Origin of the sequence: Pseudomonas sp. Z4-7 (assembly GCF_051131965.1) — a bacterium.
In the GTDB taxonomy this organism is placed as follows: Bacteria; Pseudomonadota; Gammaproteobacteria; order Pseudomonadales; family Pseudomonadaceae; genus Aquipseudomonas.
Genome location: NZ_CP071642.1, coordinates 3,012,445 through 3,030,403, shown reverse-complemented (window position 1 = coordinate 3,030,403; position 17,959 = coordinate 3,012,445). Strand labels below are relative to the sequence as shown.

Below are 17,959 nucleotides of genomic sequence, written 5' to 3'. Positions count from 1 at the left end.
AGTTTTTGCACCCTGAATATCGAGGCGACAGCGCTGGACCGCTGCGCCGCCCTTCCTAAGGCCAATGTCATATGTCTTCATCAAGCAAACGCTCTCCCAACGTGCCACAGCGACGAGAGTTGAGCCCCAGCAACCTCGATTTTCCGGTAGTAGGAATCGGCGCCTCCGCGGGCGGCTTGCAGGCCATCAAGCAATTTTTCGAGCACATGCCCAAGGACAATGGCATGGCGTTCGTGATCGTCCTGCACCTGGCTCCAGACCATCAAAGCATCGCCGACAAGATCATCCAGGAATCGACCAAGATGCCGGTGCTCCAGGTGAGCGAGACGGTCGCTATCCAGAAAAACCATGTCTATGTCATTTCCCCCGCCCATCATTTGTCGATGAACGACGGATATCTGAAGGTCAAGCCGGCCGAGCCGCGCCTCGGCGGGCATGTGGCTATCGACCTGTTTTTCCGTGACCTGGCCGACGTACACAAGGAGCGGGCATTCTGCCTGGTGCTGTCGGGCACCGGCTCCGACGGAGCCGTGGGCCTGTCGCGCATCAAGGAACAGGGCGGCGTGACCATCGCCCAATCGCCCCAGGACGCCGAATTCGACGGCATGCCCCAAGCCGCCATCGACACCCAGATGGTCGACCTGGTGCTTCCCGTGGTGGAGATGCCGCAAAAGCTCTTGGAGCTGTGGCGAAATTCTCAGAATATTCGTCTGCCGACGGCCAACGACCCGGAAATCAAGACCCAACCGCCAACCTCCGAACGCGAAGCAGTCGCCGCCGAGCAATCGCTGCATGACATCCTGGTGCAGCTGCGCGCTGGCACCGGGCATGACTTCAAGCATTACAAGCGGGCCACCGTGCTGCGGCGTATCGAACGGCGCATGCAGGTCACCGCCCAGCCAGATCTGGGCGCCTACTACGCGTATCTGCAGAATCACCCCGAAGAAACCAAGGCGCTGCTGGGCGACCTGCTGATCGGGGTGACCAATTTCTTCCGCGATCGCGAAGCCTTCGAAGCCCTGGAGCGCGACGTCCTGCCCAACCTGTTTAAGCCGGTCGAGCCGGGTAGCGTGCCGCCTGAGGAAATCAGGGTCTGGTCGGCCGGCTGCTCCACCGGCGAAGAGGCCTATACCCTGGCCATGTTGCTCAGCGATCAGTTACAGCACGATTCGAGCAACGCCAAGCTGCAGATATTCGCCACCGACATCGACGAACGCGCCATTACCGTGGGGCGCGGCGGCGCCTACCCGGAAGCGATCATTACCGACGTGCCGCCCACTCGCCTGCGCCAATATTTCCTGAAGGAAAGCACGACGTACCGTGTGCGCAAGGAAATCCGCGAGCGCGTGCTGTTTGCCAAACACAGCCTGCTGTCGGACCCGCCCTTCTCGCAGATCGACCTGATCGTCTGCCGCAACCTGCTGATCTACCTCGACCGCGAGGTGCAGCGGGAAATCCTGCAGATGTTCCACTTTGCCCTGCGCCCGGGAGGCTACCTGTTCCTCGGTTCGTCGGAGTCGGCCGATGCCTGCAGCGAGCTGTTCAGCCCGGTGGACAAGCGCAACCGGATCTTCCGCGCCAAATATGGCACTGCCGCCAGCCGCCGAACCCCGACCATGCCCCGTGGCGGTTACGTGCGCAGCACCTCGTCCCTGGCCGCGCCGCAAATCATCGCGCCGCGCAAGGTGTCGTTTGCCGATATCCACTTGCGTGCCATCGAACGGGCCGCGCCACCGAGCATAATTGTCGACAGCAATGGCGACATCCTGCACATGATCGAAACCGCCGGCCGCTATCTGCGCCACGTTGGCGGCGAGATGTCGCGTAACCTGCTGACGCTGATCAACCCGCAGCTGCGCCTGGAAATCCGCACCGCCTTGTTCCAGGTGAACCAGAACGGCCAGCCGGTCAAGTCCCGCCAGGTCAATATGGAGCGCGATGGCAAACGCTTCCTGGTGGACCTGCTGGTCCAGCCGTATCGCGACGACGAATCCGATGGCGATTTTGTCCTTGTCGTGTTCGAGGAGGAGGAAGTCGACCCCAGCCAGCAGGTTACCGCCATCACCAGCCAGACCGAAAACCAGGTGCTGGCCAATCTGGAGCGCGAGCTGCAGCGGACCAAGTCGCACCTGCAGGACACCATCGAGCAGGCCGAGGTCTCCAGCGAGGAGCTCAAGGCCTCCAATGAAGAAATGCAGGCCATCAACGAGGAACTGCGCTCGGCCACCGAGGAGCTGGAAACCAGCAAGGAAGAGCTGCAATCGATCAACGAAGAGTTGCTGACGGTCAACTACGAGCTCAAGACCAAGGTCGAGGAAACCGACAAGATCAACGACTACCTCACCAACCTGATCGCCTCCACCGACATCGCCACGGTATTCGTCGACCGCAGCATGCGCATCAAATGGTTCACCCCGCGGGCCACGGAAATCTTCAGCATGCTCCCGGTGGACACCGGCCGTTCACTGCTCGACATCACTCACCGCCTGGACTATGCGGAGATGGCTGCGGACGCCACCCAGGTGTTCGAGTCGCTGAACATGATCGAGCGCGAAGTCAGCAGCAAGGATGACCGCTGGTACATCGCCCGCCTGCTGCCCTATCGCTCCAGCGAAGACCACATCGACGGCACGGTGTTGACCTTTATCGACATTACCAAGCGCCGGGCCGCTGAAGAAGAGTTGCGCCTGGGCGAAGAGCGCATGCGCCTGGTGGCCGAAAGCACCCGCGACTACGCGATCATCCTGCTCGACGAACATGGCGTGATCACCAGTTGGAACACCGGCGCGCAGCTGATTTTCGGCCATACCAAGGCCGAAGCCGAAGGCGCTTATTACGACTTCCTCTTTACCCCGGAAGACCGTAGCTACGGCGCTCCTGAAACCGAACTGAGCACCGCTCGTGCCAAAGGCCGTTGCGAAGACGAGCGCTGGCATCAACGCAAGGACGGCAGCCGCTTCTTCTGCAGCGGCGAGGTCACGCTGCTCAGTGGCGACTACTTGCAGGGCTACGTGAAGATTGCCCGTGATCTCACCGGGCATAAGCGCCTGCACGAAGAACAGACCCAGCGGCTCATGGAAACCCAGAACAACAGCCACTTGAAGGATGAGTTCTTCGCGGTCATGTCCCACGAACTGAAGCACCCGCTGAATCTGATCCAGCTCAACGCCGAATTGCTGCGCCGCCTGCCGGTGACCAAGAGCGTCACTGCGGCTGCCAGGGCGGTCAACACCATCTGCGACGCTGTCACCAGCCAGGCGCGTATCATCGACGACCTGCTGGACGTAGCCCGGGTACGCACCGGCAAGCTCAAGCTCAAGCGCCTGGCGGTCGATCTGGGTCGCGTGCTGCAAGACATCTACACCGTGGTGATCAACGACAATCACCCGAACAAGGTCACTCTGGAACTGCCCGAAGGGCCCGGCAGCGAGCTGATTGTCAACGCCGATCCGACCCGGCTGGAGCAGATCATCTGGAACCTGGTGAACAACGCGCTGAAATTCACCCCGAACGGGGGCCGCGTGCAGTTGATCGCCAGCCAGGACGGGCGCATGGCTCGCCTGGACGTCAAGGATTCAGGCGTCGGTATTGCCGCGGAACACTTGAGCGAAGTGTTCGATCTGTTCGGCCAGGCCGAGACCCAGCATGCGACCCATCAGCGCGAAGGGCTGGGAATCGGCCTGTCGCTGGTACGGCAGTTGACCGAAGCCCACGGCGGCAGCGTCGAGGTCAAGTCCGAAGGGCTGGGCAAAGGCTGTACGTTCACCATCCGCCTGCCCTTGAGCAGCGCCGAGCTGGCGCCCAAGCCGCAAGCCTGCGAAGAGCAATCCGGACGCCTGAGCGGCTTGACGGTGTTGTTGGTGGACGATTCCCCCGACGTGCTCGATACCCTCAAGCTGCTGCTGGAAATGGAAGACGCCAACGTCGTTGCATTCGATCAACCGTTGCAAGCGCTGGAAGCGGCCCGGGACGCCCGTTACGACGTGGTGATCTCGGACCTGGGCATGCCGGTGATGAATGGCCATGAACTGATGCAGGCGTTGCGCGAGTTACCCCACATCAAAAACATCCCGGCCATCGCCCTGACCGGGTACGGTGCGTCTGTCGACATGCACAAGTCGCAGCAGTCGGGTTTTGACCAGCACATCGGCAAACCGGTGTCTTATGACGAATTGATCGAAGCGATCGAGCAATTGCGGCGGGCGCGGGTTTACTAGGCAGATGGCCGGCCAGGGATGGGACTTCCAGCAGGATAATCCCTTTTGTATCAGAGATGCCTCTAGTGGAAATGGCCTTTTTGTGGCTAGAGGCGCTCTCCAGTGGCAACTGCTTTTGTGGCGAGGGAGCTTGCTCCCGCTCGGTTGCGCAGCGACCGCAAAAAGCTCAGGGCTGCTGCGCACCCCAGCGGGAGCAAGCTCCCTCGCCACGAAGGCAGTCCAGCTCCAGATAATGAGTCCGCCTTCAGCTACTTGGCGGTGGTCTTCATCCCAATCCGCCGACGCATATCGGCCGTGATGCCCTGGCGGGTTTTCTTCAGGTCCGCCCAAGGCTCATGCCCCACCTCGGCCAGGCGCTCATGCACGTTGTGCACATTCCACAGGTTGGCGCCCTTGAGCTCGGCCACTTCTTCGCGATAAATCGGTACCGACACTGGCAGCCCTTCACGGGTGCGGGCGGCATAGGCACAAATGGTCGTGGCGCCCAGGCCGTTGCGCAGGTAATCGATGAAAATCCGCCCCACCCGGTTTTTCGGTCCCGATACCGCCGAGAAGCGATCGGGCAACAGCTTGGCCATGTGGCTGACAATGGCGTGGCTGAAGCCCTTGACCTCGTCCCAGCCCAACTTGCGGGTCAGCGGCACCACCACGTGGATACCCTTGCCGCCGCTGGTCTTGAGAAACGCCTTCAGGCCCAGTTCATCCAGCACCGACAAGGTCAGTTGGGTGGCTTCCACCATGCTTTTCCACGGCAGCGCCGGGTCCGGGTCAAGGTCGAGGACAAAACGGTCGGGCTTGTCCAGGTCTACCGAAGTGGCGTTCCAGGTGTGCAGCTCCACGGTACTCATCTGCACCGCACCGATGAGCGCTTCGGCGTTGTTGATGATCATCACCGGTTGCCCGGTCAGGTCCTTGTCCAGGCTGGTGATGCCGGGAATCGCCAGGCGCTCGGGGTTCTTCTGGAAGAACAGCTCGCCGGCGATGCCATCCGGCGCGCGCACCAGGGCCACCGGACGGTCGGCCAGTTCCGGCAGGATGAACTCGGCAACGCTGGCGTAGTATTCGGCCAGTTGCATCTTGGTCGTGCCACTGCTGGCATCGATGATCCGGTCCGGGTGGGTAATGCGCACCTTGCCGTCCAGAGTCGGTGCCTGGGTGGTCTTGGCCTTGGCTTTCGTCTTGGGCTTGGCCGGTGCCGGCTCCTCCTTGGCGGCGGTTTTTTTCCTGGCGGGCTTCTCTATCGGTTTCGGCAGTTCCTGGGTAATCGCCTTGGCCGGCTTGTCGTTGCGCAAGCCATGGAACACCGCGTGGCGTACCGAACCTTCCTTGGTCATTTCAGCAAATGCCACCTCGGCCAGTAATTCCGGCTTGAGCCAGTGCACGCCCTTGGCCTCGTAACCAGTGGGGGGGTTGACCACGGCGGCTTTTTTCGTTTCCAGGGGCAACAGCTGCTGGTAGATGCTTTTGAGCGTCGTCTCGTTGAAACCGGTGCCGACCTTGCCGGCATACCGCAGCTCACCGCTGTCTACGTCATGCAGGCCCAGCAACAAGGCACCGAACGCGCTGCGCGAGCCCTTGGGCTCGCTGAAGCCGACCACGACAAACTCCTGGCGATTCTTGCATTTGAGCTTGATCCAGTCGCTGCTGCGCCGGGACACATAGGCGCTGCCCTGGCGTTTGCCGATCAATCCTTCCATGCGCATCTGGCAAGCGCTGTTGAGCAGTGCTTCGGGGGTTTCCTCGAAGGCGTCGGAAAAACGCAGCAACGGATCTTCATTCGCTTCAAGCACCGCTGCCAGCGCGGCCCGACGCTCCTCCACCGGCACTTTGCGCAGATCCATGCCGTTGAGGTAGGGCAAATCGAACAGGTAATAGGCGATCTTGCCGCTGCTGCCGACATCAAAGGCATTCTGCAAGGCCTGGAAGTCCGGCACGCCTTGCTCATTGGCGACGACCATTTCACCGTCGAGCCAGGCCGATTCCAATCCGAGCCCGGCCAAGGCCTCGGCCTGTTTCGGCAGTTTGTGGGTCCAGTCATGGCCGTTGCGGGTGATCAAGCGCACATCGCCGTCGTCGATACGCGCCATGACCCGGTAGCCGTCGAACTTGATTTCGTAGAGCCAGTCGCCATCGGGCGCGCTGTCCACCAGCGTCGCCAGTTCCGGCTTGAGGGTCTCGGGAATCGGGCCGGCAACGGCGCCGCTGAGGGTGGTCTTCGCATTTTTTTTCGACGACTTCGGCGGCGCGGCTTTTTCCGGTTGTTTTACCGCTTTGGCGGCAGCGGCCTTGCCTCGACGCTTGGGCACGATCGTGCGGTCGCTGAGCACGCTGTCCGGCTCGGCCTGGACCACGTCGTACTCGCTCTCCGGACGGGCCGCGTCGTCCTGGTGTTTGATCAGGAACCATTGCTCCTGTTTACCGGGCATATGGGTGCGCACCAGGTTCCACAGGCCGGCGAGTTTCTCTCCGCGCAGTTCGAACTTGAGCCGGCCCTTCTCATAGGCTTCGTGTACGTCGCCCTGGGGAATCCACACGCCCCGGTCCCAGACAATGACATCACCGGCGCCGTAATGCCCTTCGGGAATGCTGCCCTCGAAGGTCGCGTAATCGAGCGGATGGTCTTCGACATGCACGGCCAGGCGCTTGACCTTCGGATCCAGGGACGGTCCCTTGGGCACTGCCCAGCTCTTGAGCGCGCCGTCCAGCTCCAGGCGAAAATCGTAATGCAGCCGCGTGGCGTCGTGCTTCTGGATGCAGTACTGCAAGGCATGGGCGGTTTTCGCCGCTTTGCGCGAGCGTTTCGCCGCCGGTTCCGGGGTGGCGGCGAAGTCGCGCATGCGGTTGTAATCTTCAAGAGTTTTACTGGTCATGGGCCACCTGCAACTTGCGCAAGGGTAGGATCGGCCACGGGCATGCCGGCGGTTTCCGACAGCAACTGATCAACCACCCGCATCAAGGCCTGTTCGATGGAGTCCCCCAGCAGCAAGCCTTGTTCATACAGCACGACCTGGCGATCAGCACTGGTGCCCTCCTGAACGATCCGGCGGGCCTGCTTGAACACGTCCTGTACACCCAGCGCTGTGGCGGTGTCGGCGAAGGTCTGCTCGGCCAGGTTCAGCCATTCGCCAATGAGCATGGGTTGTTCCTGCCCCTCAATGATGAACTCCGCCAGGATGCCGTGGCGCTTGGCCCGGTAGCGGTTTTCCTTGAGGATCCACTGCGACATCAGGCTGTAATTGGCCCCAGGCTTGGGCTGGGCGCAGGCATGGGCAACCATCAGGCGAAACAGCGAAACCAGGCACAGGACGTCGTCGATCCGCGGGCAGGCATCGCAGATGCGCAGCTCCAGCGTCGGGTAACGCGACGACGGCCTGAGCACCCACCAGCAATCGCTGGGCTGGCGAATGGAGCCGGTGCGCGTGAGCATGTCGACGTAGCCGTTGAACGCGGCCTCGTCGGCGAAGAACTCCGGCACGCCCATCCGCGGCCATTCATCGCAGGCCACCTGGCGATAACTGCTGAAGCCGCTGTAGCCGCCGTTCCAGAACGGCGAAGATGCACTCAGCGCCAACAACATCGGCAGCCACGGCAACACTTCGTTCATGACCTTGACCCGGTCCTGATCACCCGGTACTTCCACGTGTACATGCAGGCCCGATAACACGCTGCGGCGCGCCACTCGCTGGTAGTCGTCGAACAATTGCTGGAAGTGCAGCTCGTCGGTGGGCTGCAAGCCGACCGTGGTCATCGGATGTGAACCGGCGCTCAACAATCCCAGGCCGTGGGGTGCCAGGCGCCGCGTCAGGCCGCTACGCACCTGGGCCAGGTAATCGGCGGCCTCCGCCAGGTTCTGGAAGATGGGCGAAGCCATCTCCACCTGGCTCAGAAACATCTCGTGGGCGAAATGCTCACCCAGCTCCTCCCGGCATGCCGCAATCGCCGCCGCGGGCGGCTGGTCGGGCATGTGCCGGGTTTGCAGGTCGGTGACGAAATATTCCTCTTCAATGCCGAACTTCAGACGCCTGTTCATCGATGTTCCCTCCGATACCCGCACCCGTGCGGGTGACAACCAACGCCACCACGGCGATCCGTTCCACGTCCTGATAACCCGGGGTCAGCAATTCCTCGCCGAAGACATCCGGGTCCAGTTCCCGGTAAGTCCAGGCGTACTGCGCCGAATCGCGCCAAGGGCCAAGCGCCTCCAAGAACGGATCGCGACCGTCGACCATCGCCACGCCGGTGTAGAGCACCAGCGAGCCACCAGGCGTAAGCCGGGGCAACGCCTGCTCGACGATACGCAGCGACAGGCCGGCGCCCAGCGCGCCGCCGCCATGGCGATAGGCACGCTCGGCCGGGTCGGCCATGTACGGTGGGTTGGCAACGATCAGGTCAAAGCTGCCCTCGACGTCCCCGAGAACATCACTGTGGGCGACCTCGACGTTGGCGACCTCGGCCAGCGCGGCGTTGACCGCGCACAGGCGCAGGGCCAGGGGATTGATGTCCACGGCGAGCACCTCGGCCTCGCGCCGGGCGCGGGCAATCACCATGGCCCCGACACCGGCACCGCAGCCGATGTCCACGGCCCGATGCACCGCGGTGAAGTTCTGTTGCAGGTGGGTATGGATAAGATGGGCGAACCGATAGCTGTCCGGGCCGAAAAATACTGCGTCATTGGCCTGGGTGGGAAACTGCGAATGGGCGAACAGCATCCCGTCCAGGCTCGACCAGCGCACGCGGCTGTATAACAGGCCGTCACGTTCCTCCAGCACCTGCGCCTCCTGCAACTGACGCTGCTCATCGGCGGAAATCAGCCCAGGCGCGAACGGCCGCGACCAGCCGAAAACGTCCCGCAGGGTCTTCGAGCGCTCGTTGCCGGGCCGTTTATTGACCCGCTCATGGGTCAACGGTGTCGGGGTGATGAAACGGTAGCCGTCGGCGTGCAGGCGGCGACCCAGTTGCAGCAGCGCCAGGTCGGGTTCTGACAGGCGATCTTCCTGATTCATGCAGGGCTCCTAACGAAGGGCGGATTTGAGTTCGATGAACCGGCGGGTCGCCAGCAGCCCGGCCGGATGGCTATGGGCGCGCGGCGAAAGCCAGGGCATGAGGATCTGCATCTGCGCATCGGGCGCCTTGCCCCGCAGCAATTGCTGCAGGTTCTGCACGTCCGGATCCTGCGTCGGTGCCTGGGTATCCTGCGCCGCGCCAAGGCTGCGGCGGGCACCGGAGCGACCGCGCTCCTCCAACCAGTCGCCGGCGATCCAATCGTGCAACAGCTGCTTTTCGAAAGGGCTGAAGACCCCGAACATCGCCGCGCCTGCGCCTTCGATGAGGGTCCAGAAGCGGCTGTTCTGCGGATCTTCGTGGCGCCGGATCCAGCCTTTGCCTTGCATGGCCTTGAGGAAACCTTCCAGCTGCCCCGGCTCCGCCAGCCATTGGTTGACGGTCTTGCCTTCGAATTTGCAGTAATCGGAATGCATGTGTTGGCCAAACGGGCGCTTGCGCTCGAGCATGTCGAGGACCTCGCGTTCCAGGTCAAACGACTCGATGACCGCCCGGCTGCCCTGCCCCAGGTCGTTGAGGCGATAGCCCAGGGTGACCCGACGCCAGAAGGATTCGCGATCCGCCTCCATCGGCATCAGTTGCAGCAGCGATTGCACAGCCTTGTGGGCATGGCCGGTGCTGGCGTTGTCGATGGTCACATGGAGCGTGAAGTAATACGGGTCGATGTCGAGTTCGCTCAGCTCATAGGCGCTGATCAGCAAATGCAGTGGCAGTTGTTCGTAGCCAAGGTTGTAGCCGATGACCTCGGGCAGATACTCGTCGCCGGCATAACCCAAAGCCAGTTGCACCGCACCTTGCAGGTAGCGGTCATCGTGGATGTCGGGCATGTCCGACAGGCCATGTTCGGCCAGCAGCTTGCGGTAGAGCACCACATGGTTCTGGGCCGGCACGCCATCGCCGAGCTCTTCCAGATAGGTACACAGCAGCCCTTCGAAACGGTGGTCATGCCAATGCCTGAGCACGCCGTACAACCAGGCGCCATCCACCAGTTTGGTCGGCGCCACGGCCTGCAGGAAGTACAACGCCTGGGCCTTGCTGTGGAAGAACTCCCGACGACCGCCACTCTTGCGTCGTTCCAGGTAGTCGGCGTACTGCCGGGCCACGCCGGCGCTGTGCTGTTCTACCCAGGCAAGCAGCGCCGCCGGATCGTCGGGCATCTCCTGGGGCAACGCCGCGGCCTGCTCCAGCAAAGGCTGGAGAAAGGCTTGGGCATCGGCTTGCTTGTCGCTGTCGTCGGGGCCCTGCAGCAGCCGCTCGTAGCATTGACGAACGTTGCCCGCAGTGGTGAATGGCTGCGCGGTGGCAGGCCTGGATTGGAGGGATGTCAGCGCAGTCATAAAGGCCTCTTGGGTTTCTCGACGGGACGCTCGATCAGCACGTCTCTTCCATTGCAGAGCCTCGCGCACGGGAAAAAATTCCCCTGGATCGAAAAGCGCCCGGATAAACGGGAGCCTGCCGATATGCCGGGGAACCCTCGCTTCGCTAACACCCTCGAACGCAAGGCAAGGCTGCTTTTCGTGGCGAGGGAGCTTGCTCCCGCTGGGTCGGGCTGGCGCTCCAGTGCGCAGCGGCCCCCAAAGAAAGGCCGCTGCGCGGCCAGCGGGAGCAAGCTCCCTCGCCACAAGGAAATGAGTGACCCCAACCCAAGGAGCAACGATGATTTTCACAGTGTGGGTAGCGGTGCTCGGTGCCGTTTTGCTGACCCTGGCCCTGACGTCGTCCTACCTGCGCTGGATGCCGGTCACCACCTCGGCCGTGTGCCTGGTGCTGGGCGTCGCCATTGGTCCGGCGGGGCTGGGACTGCTGCGGCTGGGGGTCGACGATTCGTCAGGCTGGATGGAGCATCTGACCGAAGTTGCCGTGGTGTTCTCGCTGTTCGTCAGCGGCCTCAAGCTGCGCCTGCCATTGAAGAACCGCAGCTGGCGCGTGGCCTACGGGCTGGCCGGTCCGGTGATGATCCTGACCATCGTCGGCCTGTGCCTGACCTTGCACTACCTGTTTGGGCTCGGATGGGGCGTGTCCATGCTGATCGGCGCGATGCTCGCACCCACCGACCCGGTGCTGGCGGCACTGGTGCAGGTCAATGATGCCCGCGACGATGATCGCGTGCGGTTCGGCCTGTCCGGGGAAGCCGGGCTGAACGACGGCACTGCATTTCCCTTTGTCATCCTTGGCTTGCTCATGCTGCAGGAAGACGGCAGCGGATTCCTCGGCGAGTGGGCCTTGCGCAACGTCTTGTGGGCCGTACCGGCGGGGCTGTTGATCGGTTACTGGCTGGGGCGTGGCATCGGCCGGCTGACCTTGTCGATGCGCATCAGGAACGCCGACAGTACCCTGTCGCCAAACGATTACCTGGCCCTGGCCCTGATCGCCCTGGCCTACGTGGCGGCGGAGTCGGTGCAGGCTTATGGCTTTCTTTCGGTGTTCGCCGCCGGCCTGGGATTGCGTCAGGCGGAAGTCGAGTCTACCGATGAAAACGCGCCGCCGGCCGAGCATCTGGTGCAACCGCTGGTGGGCCATGAAGCGGTAGAACCGGAGCAGGCCGTGCACGGCGACACCCAGGCCCTGGACGACGGCCAGGTGGCGGCCGGGGTGATGATGAGCGACATGCTGGCGTTCGGCAGCCTGGTGGAGCGCTCCATGGAAGTGTTCCTGGTCACACTGCTCGGCGTGGTCCTTGCCCATCACTGGGATTGGCGGGCCTTGGCCATCGGTGCCTTGCTGTTCGCGGTGATCCGGCCGTTGAGCGTGTTGGCGATGCCTTGGGGGAGATTGCTGGATGGGCCGCAACGGTTATTGATCGGCTGGTTCGGCATACGCGGCATCGGCAGCCTGTTTTACCTGTTCTACGCCTTGAACCATCACCTGCAACCCGAAGTGGCGCAGCTGTGCATCGATCTTACGCTGTCAGTGGTGGCACTGAGCGTCCTGGTGCACGGCGTGAGCACCCAACCCGCACTGGCGTGGTATGAGCGCCGAAAAAAGTGACCGTCAGCCACCCGGGTCGGTCACTTGGATGAACACCGAATACACTCCCAGCAACACCCAGAACGCCGCAAAGATCCACGGTGTGCGCACCGAAAACAGCAGCGACTTGCGATAGCCCTTGTGGGTCGACTCGCGCTCGCTGAACAGCGGCGAATCATCGTAGGCCAGGCCCATCAACGGTTCACTGCGCAGCAGTTCGCTTTGTTTGAAATGCCAATGGTCGATGATCTCGTAGGCAGCCCGAATCCCCGGCCAGGCGTTGAGCGAACTTAGGAAACCGAGCAGCGCCAGAAATGGCGGCACGATCAGCGTGAAGAGCTTGCCCCACTCCGGATTCAGGTTGGCCATGCACGACGCGAAGGCAATCACCAGGAAAGACTGTGCGGCCAGATACGCGTCGGTTCGATTGGCGAGAATACTGGTTTCGTACTGGATTTCCCGCCGGTAGAAATCCAGCCGCTCCTTGGGTGAGCCAAACAGCTTGGCATTGTGCTCGGTCAGATCTTCTTCGGGCGTAGGGTAAGTCAGGATTCTGGGCATTGCGCAGGGGGTTCCTCGGCTTGATTGAGGTGCATCTAGAAGGGATCGCCGTGGCTGAGTTCAAAGCAATGGACCGAAGGTTCTTTGGATCCAAATGACTGAAGGCAGACCTTGCTCCGTGGGCCGCCGCGAGGCGGCCTAGTAGCCGACCTGGTTTCGGTTGGTTCGCGTTTCCCTGTGGGAGCGAGCTTGCTCGCGATGGCGGACTGCCAGCCAATGAAGATGTTGGATGGGCTGGCCTCTTCGCGAGCAGGCTCGCTCCCACAGGGGTTCTCTGTATGCCATGAAATCTGCGTTTGCCGAAAATCCAATGTGGGAGCGAGCCTGCTCGCGAAGGCGGTAGGACAGTCGCGTGAGTGCCAGTATGTGCCCGGCTCTTGCTCTTGCTCTTGCTCTTGCTCTTGCTCTTGCTCTTGCTCTGCTTTTGACTTTGATCGCAGCGCCCCATTAACCACGCTGGCCGAACGCAGGCATTGCGCAGTGGGTAACCCGGCATGGATGCCGGGTTAGCCGCGCTGGGCCATGGATGGCCCTTCGCGGCGGCCCACGGAGCAATGCCGGAGTGAGGGCATGCCGAGCCTAGGCGAGGGCACCGAGTGGTGGGGCAAAGCGCTTTTGCTTACTTTTGGCGCTCCTCCAAAAGTGAGCCGCCGTAAGGGCGGAACCCTAAGTGGCCGTTACCACAGCAACGGATATACACCAATAGACAGCCCGAGACAGATAAAGCCAGACCGACGACGGAGCACGTGACAATCGCATCACTTCCATCCGACACTCCCTGCCTCACAAAAAAACGACACCGCCCATGTACCCCTCACTCGCCTCCCTGCCCCCCTGCGACCTCGACACCCTGCTCCAGAGCCTGCAACCCATCGCGCCGCTGCTCGACACCCTCACCGACACAGTGTTCTTCATCAAGGACAACCAGGCCCGTTATGCCTTCGTCAACCAGACCCTGGCCCGACGCTGCGGTTTCAAAGAGCGCAACGACCTGCTCGGCCTCACCGCAGAACAGGTATTCCCGGAACGCTTCGGCCCGCTGTACACCGAACAGGACCGCCGAGTGCTCGCCAGCGGAAGAGAACTGGCCGACCAACTCGAACTGCACCTGTATTACGGCAACCAGCCAGTGTGGTGCCTCACCCACAAACTGGCCCTGCACGACCTCACTGGCCGGATCGTCGGCCTGGCCGGAATCTCCCGTGACCTGCAACTGCCACAATCGAGCCATCCGGCGTTCCAGAAGCTGGCGGCGGTGGATGCACACATCAAGCGCCACTTCGCCCGTACCATCAGCCTGGCCGAGCTGACCGCCATCGCCGGGGTGTCGGTGGCGCAACTGGAGCGACACTGCAAGCGCATCTTCCAGCTCACGCCCCGGCAAATGATTCACAAGGCGCGCCTGGAAGAAGCCTCACGCTTGCTGCTGGAGCAGGACTTGCCCATCACCGAGATCGCCCTGCGCTGCGGCTACACCGATCACAGTGCGTTCAGTCGCCAGTTCCGCGCCCTGACCAGCCTGTCTCCCAGCCAATACCGGGAAAACCAGCGCTGATTGCTGTTCCTTTATCGGGCGTGCGCGAGTACCACTGCTCCTATCTGTAACACCGCACCTGACACGCCTGCTCGCCAACGTCAGCAAGCAGCATCGGCAACCCTCGGTATATCAAGCGCTTACTGACGATTTATCGGGAAAACAAAAACAGGCACGTCGATTGCTTATTTAATATCGTATACGAAATCCTCAATACGATATTTCCCAGCACTTATTCGACAGCGAGGCATTTATGAAAAACCCTGCATTGGCCGTAGCCCTCGGCGTGGCCCTGTTTCCCCTGCTCATCCTTCCCGCCCACGCCGACAAACTCGACGACATCATCGGCTCGGGGAAACTGCGTTGCGCCGTGACACTGGACTTCCCTCCGATGGGCTTTCGTGATGAAAGCAATAAACCGGCAGGATTCGACGTGGACTATTGCCACGATCTGGCGAAGGTTCTCGGCGTCGACGCGGAGGTTGTGGAAACGCCATTCTCCGACCGAATCCCCGCGCTGCTCTCGGGCCGCGCCGATGTCATCGTCGCCTCCACTTCCGACACCCTGGAGCGGGCCAAAACCGTCGGCCTGACCGTGCCCTACTTCGCTTTCCAGATGGTCGTGCTGACCCGCGACGACACCGGCATCAACGGCTACGCCGACCTCAAGGGCAAGAAGCTCGGCAACACCAGCAGCACCTATGAAGCCATTGCCCTGGAGAAAGACCAGAAGAGCTGGGGCAGCGGCAGTTTCCGCGCCTATCAATCGCAGAACGACACACTGCTGGCCGTCGCCCAGGGCCACATCGATGCCACCGTGGTGACCAACACCGTCGCTGCCGCGACCATAAAATCGGGCAAGTACAAGGGCCTGAAGATCGCCGGAGACGCGCCTTACGTCATCGACTACGTATCCCTCGGCGCCAAACGCAACGAATACGGCCTGCTCAATTACCTCAACCTGTTCGTCAACCAGCAGGTGCGGACCGGCCGCTACAAGGAGCTCTTCGTGAAGTGGGTCGGCAGCGACATACCGCCGGCCAACCTGACCGTGCCGCAGGTTTATTACTGAGGATCGCGGCATGCCGAGCACGCCTATCCGCCTGCAGGGCCGCAGCCTGGTCGAGGGTGCCGCCGAGGGCAGCCTGTTGTTCGCCGATGTCGGCCTGAGCTTTTGGGGCGGGGTTGATCCGGCCACGGGCGAAGTCATCGACCGACACCACCCGCTCAGTGGCGAGCGCCTGGCCGGGCGCGTGCTGGCGATTCCCAGCGGGCGTGGCTCTTGCACCGGCAGCAGCGTGTTGATGGAACTGATCAGCAACGGCCATGCACCGGCGGCACTGGTGCTGGCCGAAGCCGATGAAATCCTGACCCTGGGCGTGCTTGTCGCCGAGGTGGTTTTCCGGCGCTCCCTGCCGGTGCTGTGCATCGGCAGCGAAGCATTCAGCGCTTTGCGCGGCCAGGGCTTCGGGCGTGTCGAGGGCAACCGCCTGACCTTGTCCGGGCGTCGGCCCAACGACCAATGGCGTGGGGAAAATACTTGCGCGCAGCCGTTCCAGCCCTCCACTGTCCGTTTGAACGAACGGGACCAGGCGCTGCTTGACGGGGTCCATGGCAAGGCTGCCCAGGTGGCGATGCAAATCGTCTTGCGCATGGCCGACATCCAGGGCGCCGAACAATTGCTGGACATCACCCAGGCCCACATCGACGGCTGCATTTATACCGGCCCGGCCAGCCTGCGTTTTGCCGAACAACTGGTGCAGTGGGGCGCAAAGGTATGCGTGCCCACCACCCTCAATTCGATTTCCGTGGACCAGCGCCGCTGGCGTGAGCTCGGCGTCGATCCGGCCCTGGGCGAGCCGGCCAGTGCCTTGGGCGACGCCTACATGGCGATGGGCGCGCAATTGAGCTTCACTTGCGCGCCCTACCTGCTCGACACCGCGCCGACGGCGGGTGAACAAATCGTCTGGGCCGAGTCCAACGCGGTGGTCTACGCCAACAGCGTGCTCGGTGCGCGGACGCAGAAATACCCGGACTTCCTCGATATCTGCATTGCCTTGTGTGGCCGCGCGCCGCTGGCCGGTTGTCATCTCGACGACCAGCGCAAGGCCGCCCTGATCGTCGAGGTGCCAAGGATCGAATCAGCAGACGACAGCTTCTATCCGCTGCTCGGCTATCACGTTGGCGGCCTAACGGGGCGGCGCATCCCGCTGATCCGAGGCCTGGAAGACGCCGCGCCGACCCTGGACGACCTGAAAGCCTTCGGCGCCGCGTTCGCCACCACCAGCGCGGCACCGTTGTTCCACATCGCTGGGGTGACGCCGGAGGCCATGGACCCGGCCCAGGTCCTGGATCACGACGCCGTGTTATCGGTGAAAACCGTGGACGCGACGGGACTGCTCGCCAGTTGGCGCGAACTCAACAGCGCCCGGCACAGCCATGTGGATGTGGTTTCCCTGGGTAACCCGCACTTCTCCCTGAGCGAATTCGCCACCCTGGCGAACATTTGTGCGGGACGAACCAGGCACCCCGACGTGGCAGTGGCGATCACCTGCGGTCGCGCCGTGCTGGAGCAGGTTGAACCTGGTGCTGGGGGTGATGAAAGACACCGCCCTGGTGATGTGGATCGGCATTGTCGAATTGCTCCGCGCCTCGCAGACCATTGTCACGCGGATTCAAGAACCCCTGCTGGTGCTGTGCATCGCGGGCCTCATCTACTACGTCATGAGCCTGGTGGTCGCCCGCCTCGGCGCGCGCCTGGAAAGAAGGTGGCAGGAAAATGATTGAGATCGAAAACGTGCACAAATCATTCGGCAACCTGGAGGTGGTCAAGGGTGTCAGCCTGACGGTGGACAAGGGCGAAGTCGTCTCGATCATCGGCGGCTCCGGCTCCGGCAAATCGACCCTGCTGATGTGCATCAATGGCCTGGAGCCGATCCAGAAAGGCAGTATCCGCGTGGACGGCGTGGAGGTCCACGACAGCGCCACCGACCTCAATCGCTTGCGACAGAAGATCGGCATTGTCTTCCAGCAATGGAACGCCTTTCCCCACCTCACCGTGCTGGAAAACGTCATGCTCGCGCCGCGCAAGGTACTGGGCAAGAGCAAACAGGACGCCGAAGCGCTGGCGGTGCGGCAGCTTGAGCACGTCGGCCTGGGCGACAAGCTCAAGGCCTTCCCCGGCAAGCTGTCCGGCGGCCAGCAACAACGCATGGCCATCGCCCGGGCGCTGGCGATGTCACCCGACTACATGCTGTTCGACGAAGCCACCTCGGCGCTGGACCCGCAACTGGTGGGTGAGGTGCTGGACACCATGCGCATGCTCGCCGAGGACGGCATGACCATGGTGCTGGTGACGCACGAGATCCGCTTCGCCCGCGACGTCTCCGACCGGGTGGCGTTCTTTTGCAATGGTCGAGTTCATGAGATCGGGCCGCCGGACCAGGTGATCGGCAATCCGCAGCAGCCGGAGACGGCGGCGTTTCTGAAATCGGTGAAATAGCGACTGGCCCTTTCGCGAGCAAGCTCGCTCCCACCCGGACTCGTGTACACCATTGAACCCTGTGGGAGCGAGCCTGCTCGCGAAGAGGCCCGACCAGACAACACAAGGATCTGATCC

Annotated in this window: 10 protein-coding genes and 2 pseudogenes; 7 read left to right on the top strand and 5 right to left on the bottom strand. The window is 62.4% G+C overall.

All coding sequences use genetic code 11. The annotated features are described in order from the left end of the window. Positions 1-71 precede the first annotated feature (71 nt). Positions 72-4,217: a CheR family methyltransferase gene (locus J3P91_RS13755; protein WP_434604893.1), complete on the top strand. Its 4,146-nt coding sequence runs from the start codon at positions 72-74 to the stop codon at positions 4,215-4,217. Positions 4,218-4,465: 248 nt separating this feature from the next. Here J3P91_RS13755 and ligD read toward each other — a convergent pair whose 3' ends face one another. Genes ligD through J3P91_RS13735 form a run of 4 tightly spaced genes read right to left on the bottom strand, consistent with a single transcriptional unit; the run spans position 4,466 to position 10,615 of the window. Beyond that, complete coding sequence (gene ligD / locus J3P91_RS13750) at positions 4,466-7,087, bottom strand: DNA ligase D (protein ID WP_434604891.1); 2,622 nt, start codon at positions 7,085-7,087, stop codon at positions 4,466-4,468. Further along, positions 7,084-8,247, bottom strand: coding sequence for a carboxylate-amine ligase (locus J3P91_RS13745; RefSeq protein ID WP_434604889.1), 1,164 nt, complete (start codon positions 8,245-8,247; stop codon positions 7,084-7,086). The genes ligD and J3P91_RS13745 overlap by 4 nt, the downstream gene beginning before the upstream one ends. Then, positions 8,219-9,220 (bottom strand): methyltransferase, encoded by a 1,002-nt coding sequence (locus tag J3P91_RS13740; RefSeq protein ID WP_434604887.1) that lies wholly within the window; start codon positions 9,218-9,220, stop codon positions 8,219-8,221. Before J3P91_RS13740 ends, J3P91_RS13745 begins: the two co-directional genes overlap by 29 nt. 9 nt (positions 9,221-9,229) lie before the next feature. Then, positions 9,230-10,615, bottom strand: a complete 1,386-nt coding sequence (locus J3P91_RS13735) for an iron-containing redox enzyme family protein (RefSeq protein WP_434604885.1) — start codon at positions 10,613-10,615, stop codon at positions 9,230-9,232. A 319-nt stretch (positions 10,616-10,934) separates the two neighbouring features. Between J3P91_RS13735 and J3P91_RS13730 the strand changes: the two genes are divergently transcribed. Continuing rightward, positions 10,935-12,266 (top strand): cation:proton antiporter, encoded by a 1,332-nt coding sequence (locus J3P91_RS13730; protein WP_434604883.1) that lies wholly within the window; start codon positions 10,935-10,937, stop codon positions 12,264-12,266. Positions 12,267-12,269: 3 nt separating this feature from the next. On the opposite strand, the gene J3P91_RS13725 is transcribed toward J3P91_RS13730, so the two are convergent. Further along, positions 12,270-12,806 (bottom strand): hypothetical protein, encoded by a 537-nt coding sequence (locus J3P91_RS13725; RefSeq protein ID WP_434604881.1) that lies wholly within the window; start codon positions 12,804-12,806, stop codon positions 12,270-12,272. 805 nt (positions 12,807-13,611) lie between these two features. On the opposite strand from J3P91_RS13725, the gene J3P91_RS13720 reads away from it, so the two are divergent. The 5 genes and pseudogenes from J3P91_RS13720 (at position 13,612) to J3P91_RS13700 (ending at position 17,842) form a co-directional block, all read left to right on the top strand. Then, entirely contained in the window at positions 13,612-14,361 is a 750-nt protein-coding gene (locus J3P91_RS13720) for a helix-turn-helix domain-containing protein (protein ID WP_434604879.1), read from the top strand. 232 nt (positions 14,362-14,593) lie between these two features. After that, a complete protein-coding gene (locus J3P91_RS13715) occupies positions 14,594-15,412 on the top strand; it encodes an ABC transporter substrate-binding protein (RefSeq protein WP_434568540.1) in 819 nt (272 codons plus the stop codon). Positions 15,413-15,422: 10 nt separating this feature from the next. Beyond that, positions 15,423-16,916: pseudogene (lhpI, locus tag J3P91_RS13710) on the top strand (cis-3-hydroxy-L-proline dehydratase); the annotation flags it as partial. Further along, positions 16,903-17,127, top strand: a pseudogene (locus tag J3P91_RS13705) (amino acid ABC transporter permease); the annotation flags it as partial. The pseudogenes lhpI and J3P91_RS13705, both read left to right, overlap by 14 nt. Continuing rightward, the gene (locus tag J3P91_RS13700) at positions 17,120-17,842 is read left to right on the top strand and encodes an amino acid ABC transporter ATP-binding protein (RefSeq protein WP_305494738.1); all 723 of its coding nucleotides are present in this window, start codon (positions 17,120-17,122) and stop codon (positions 17,840-17,842) included. The pseudogene J3P91_RS13705 and the gene J3P91_RS13700, both read left to right, overlap by 8 nt. Positions 17,843-17,959 lie beyond the last annotated feature (117 nt).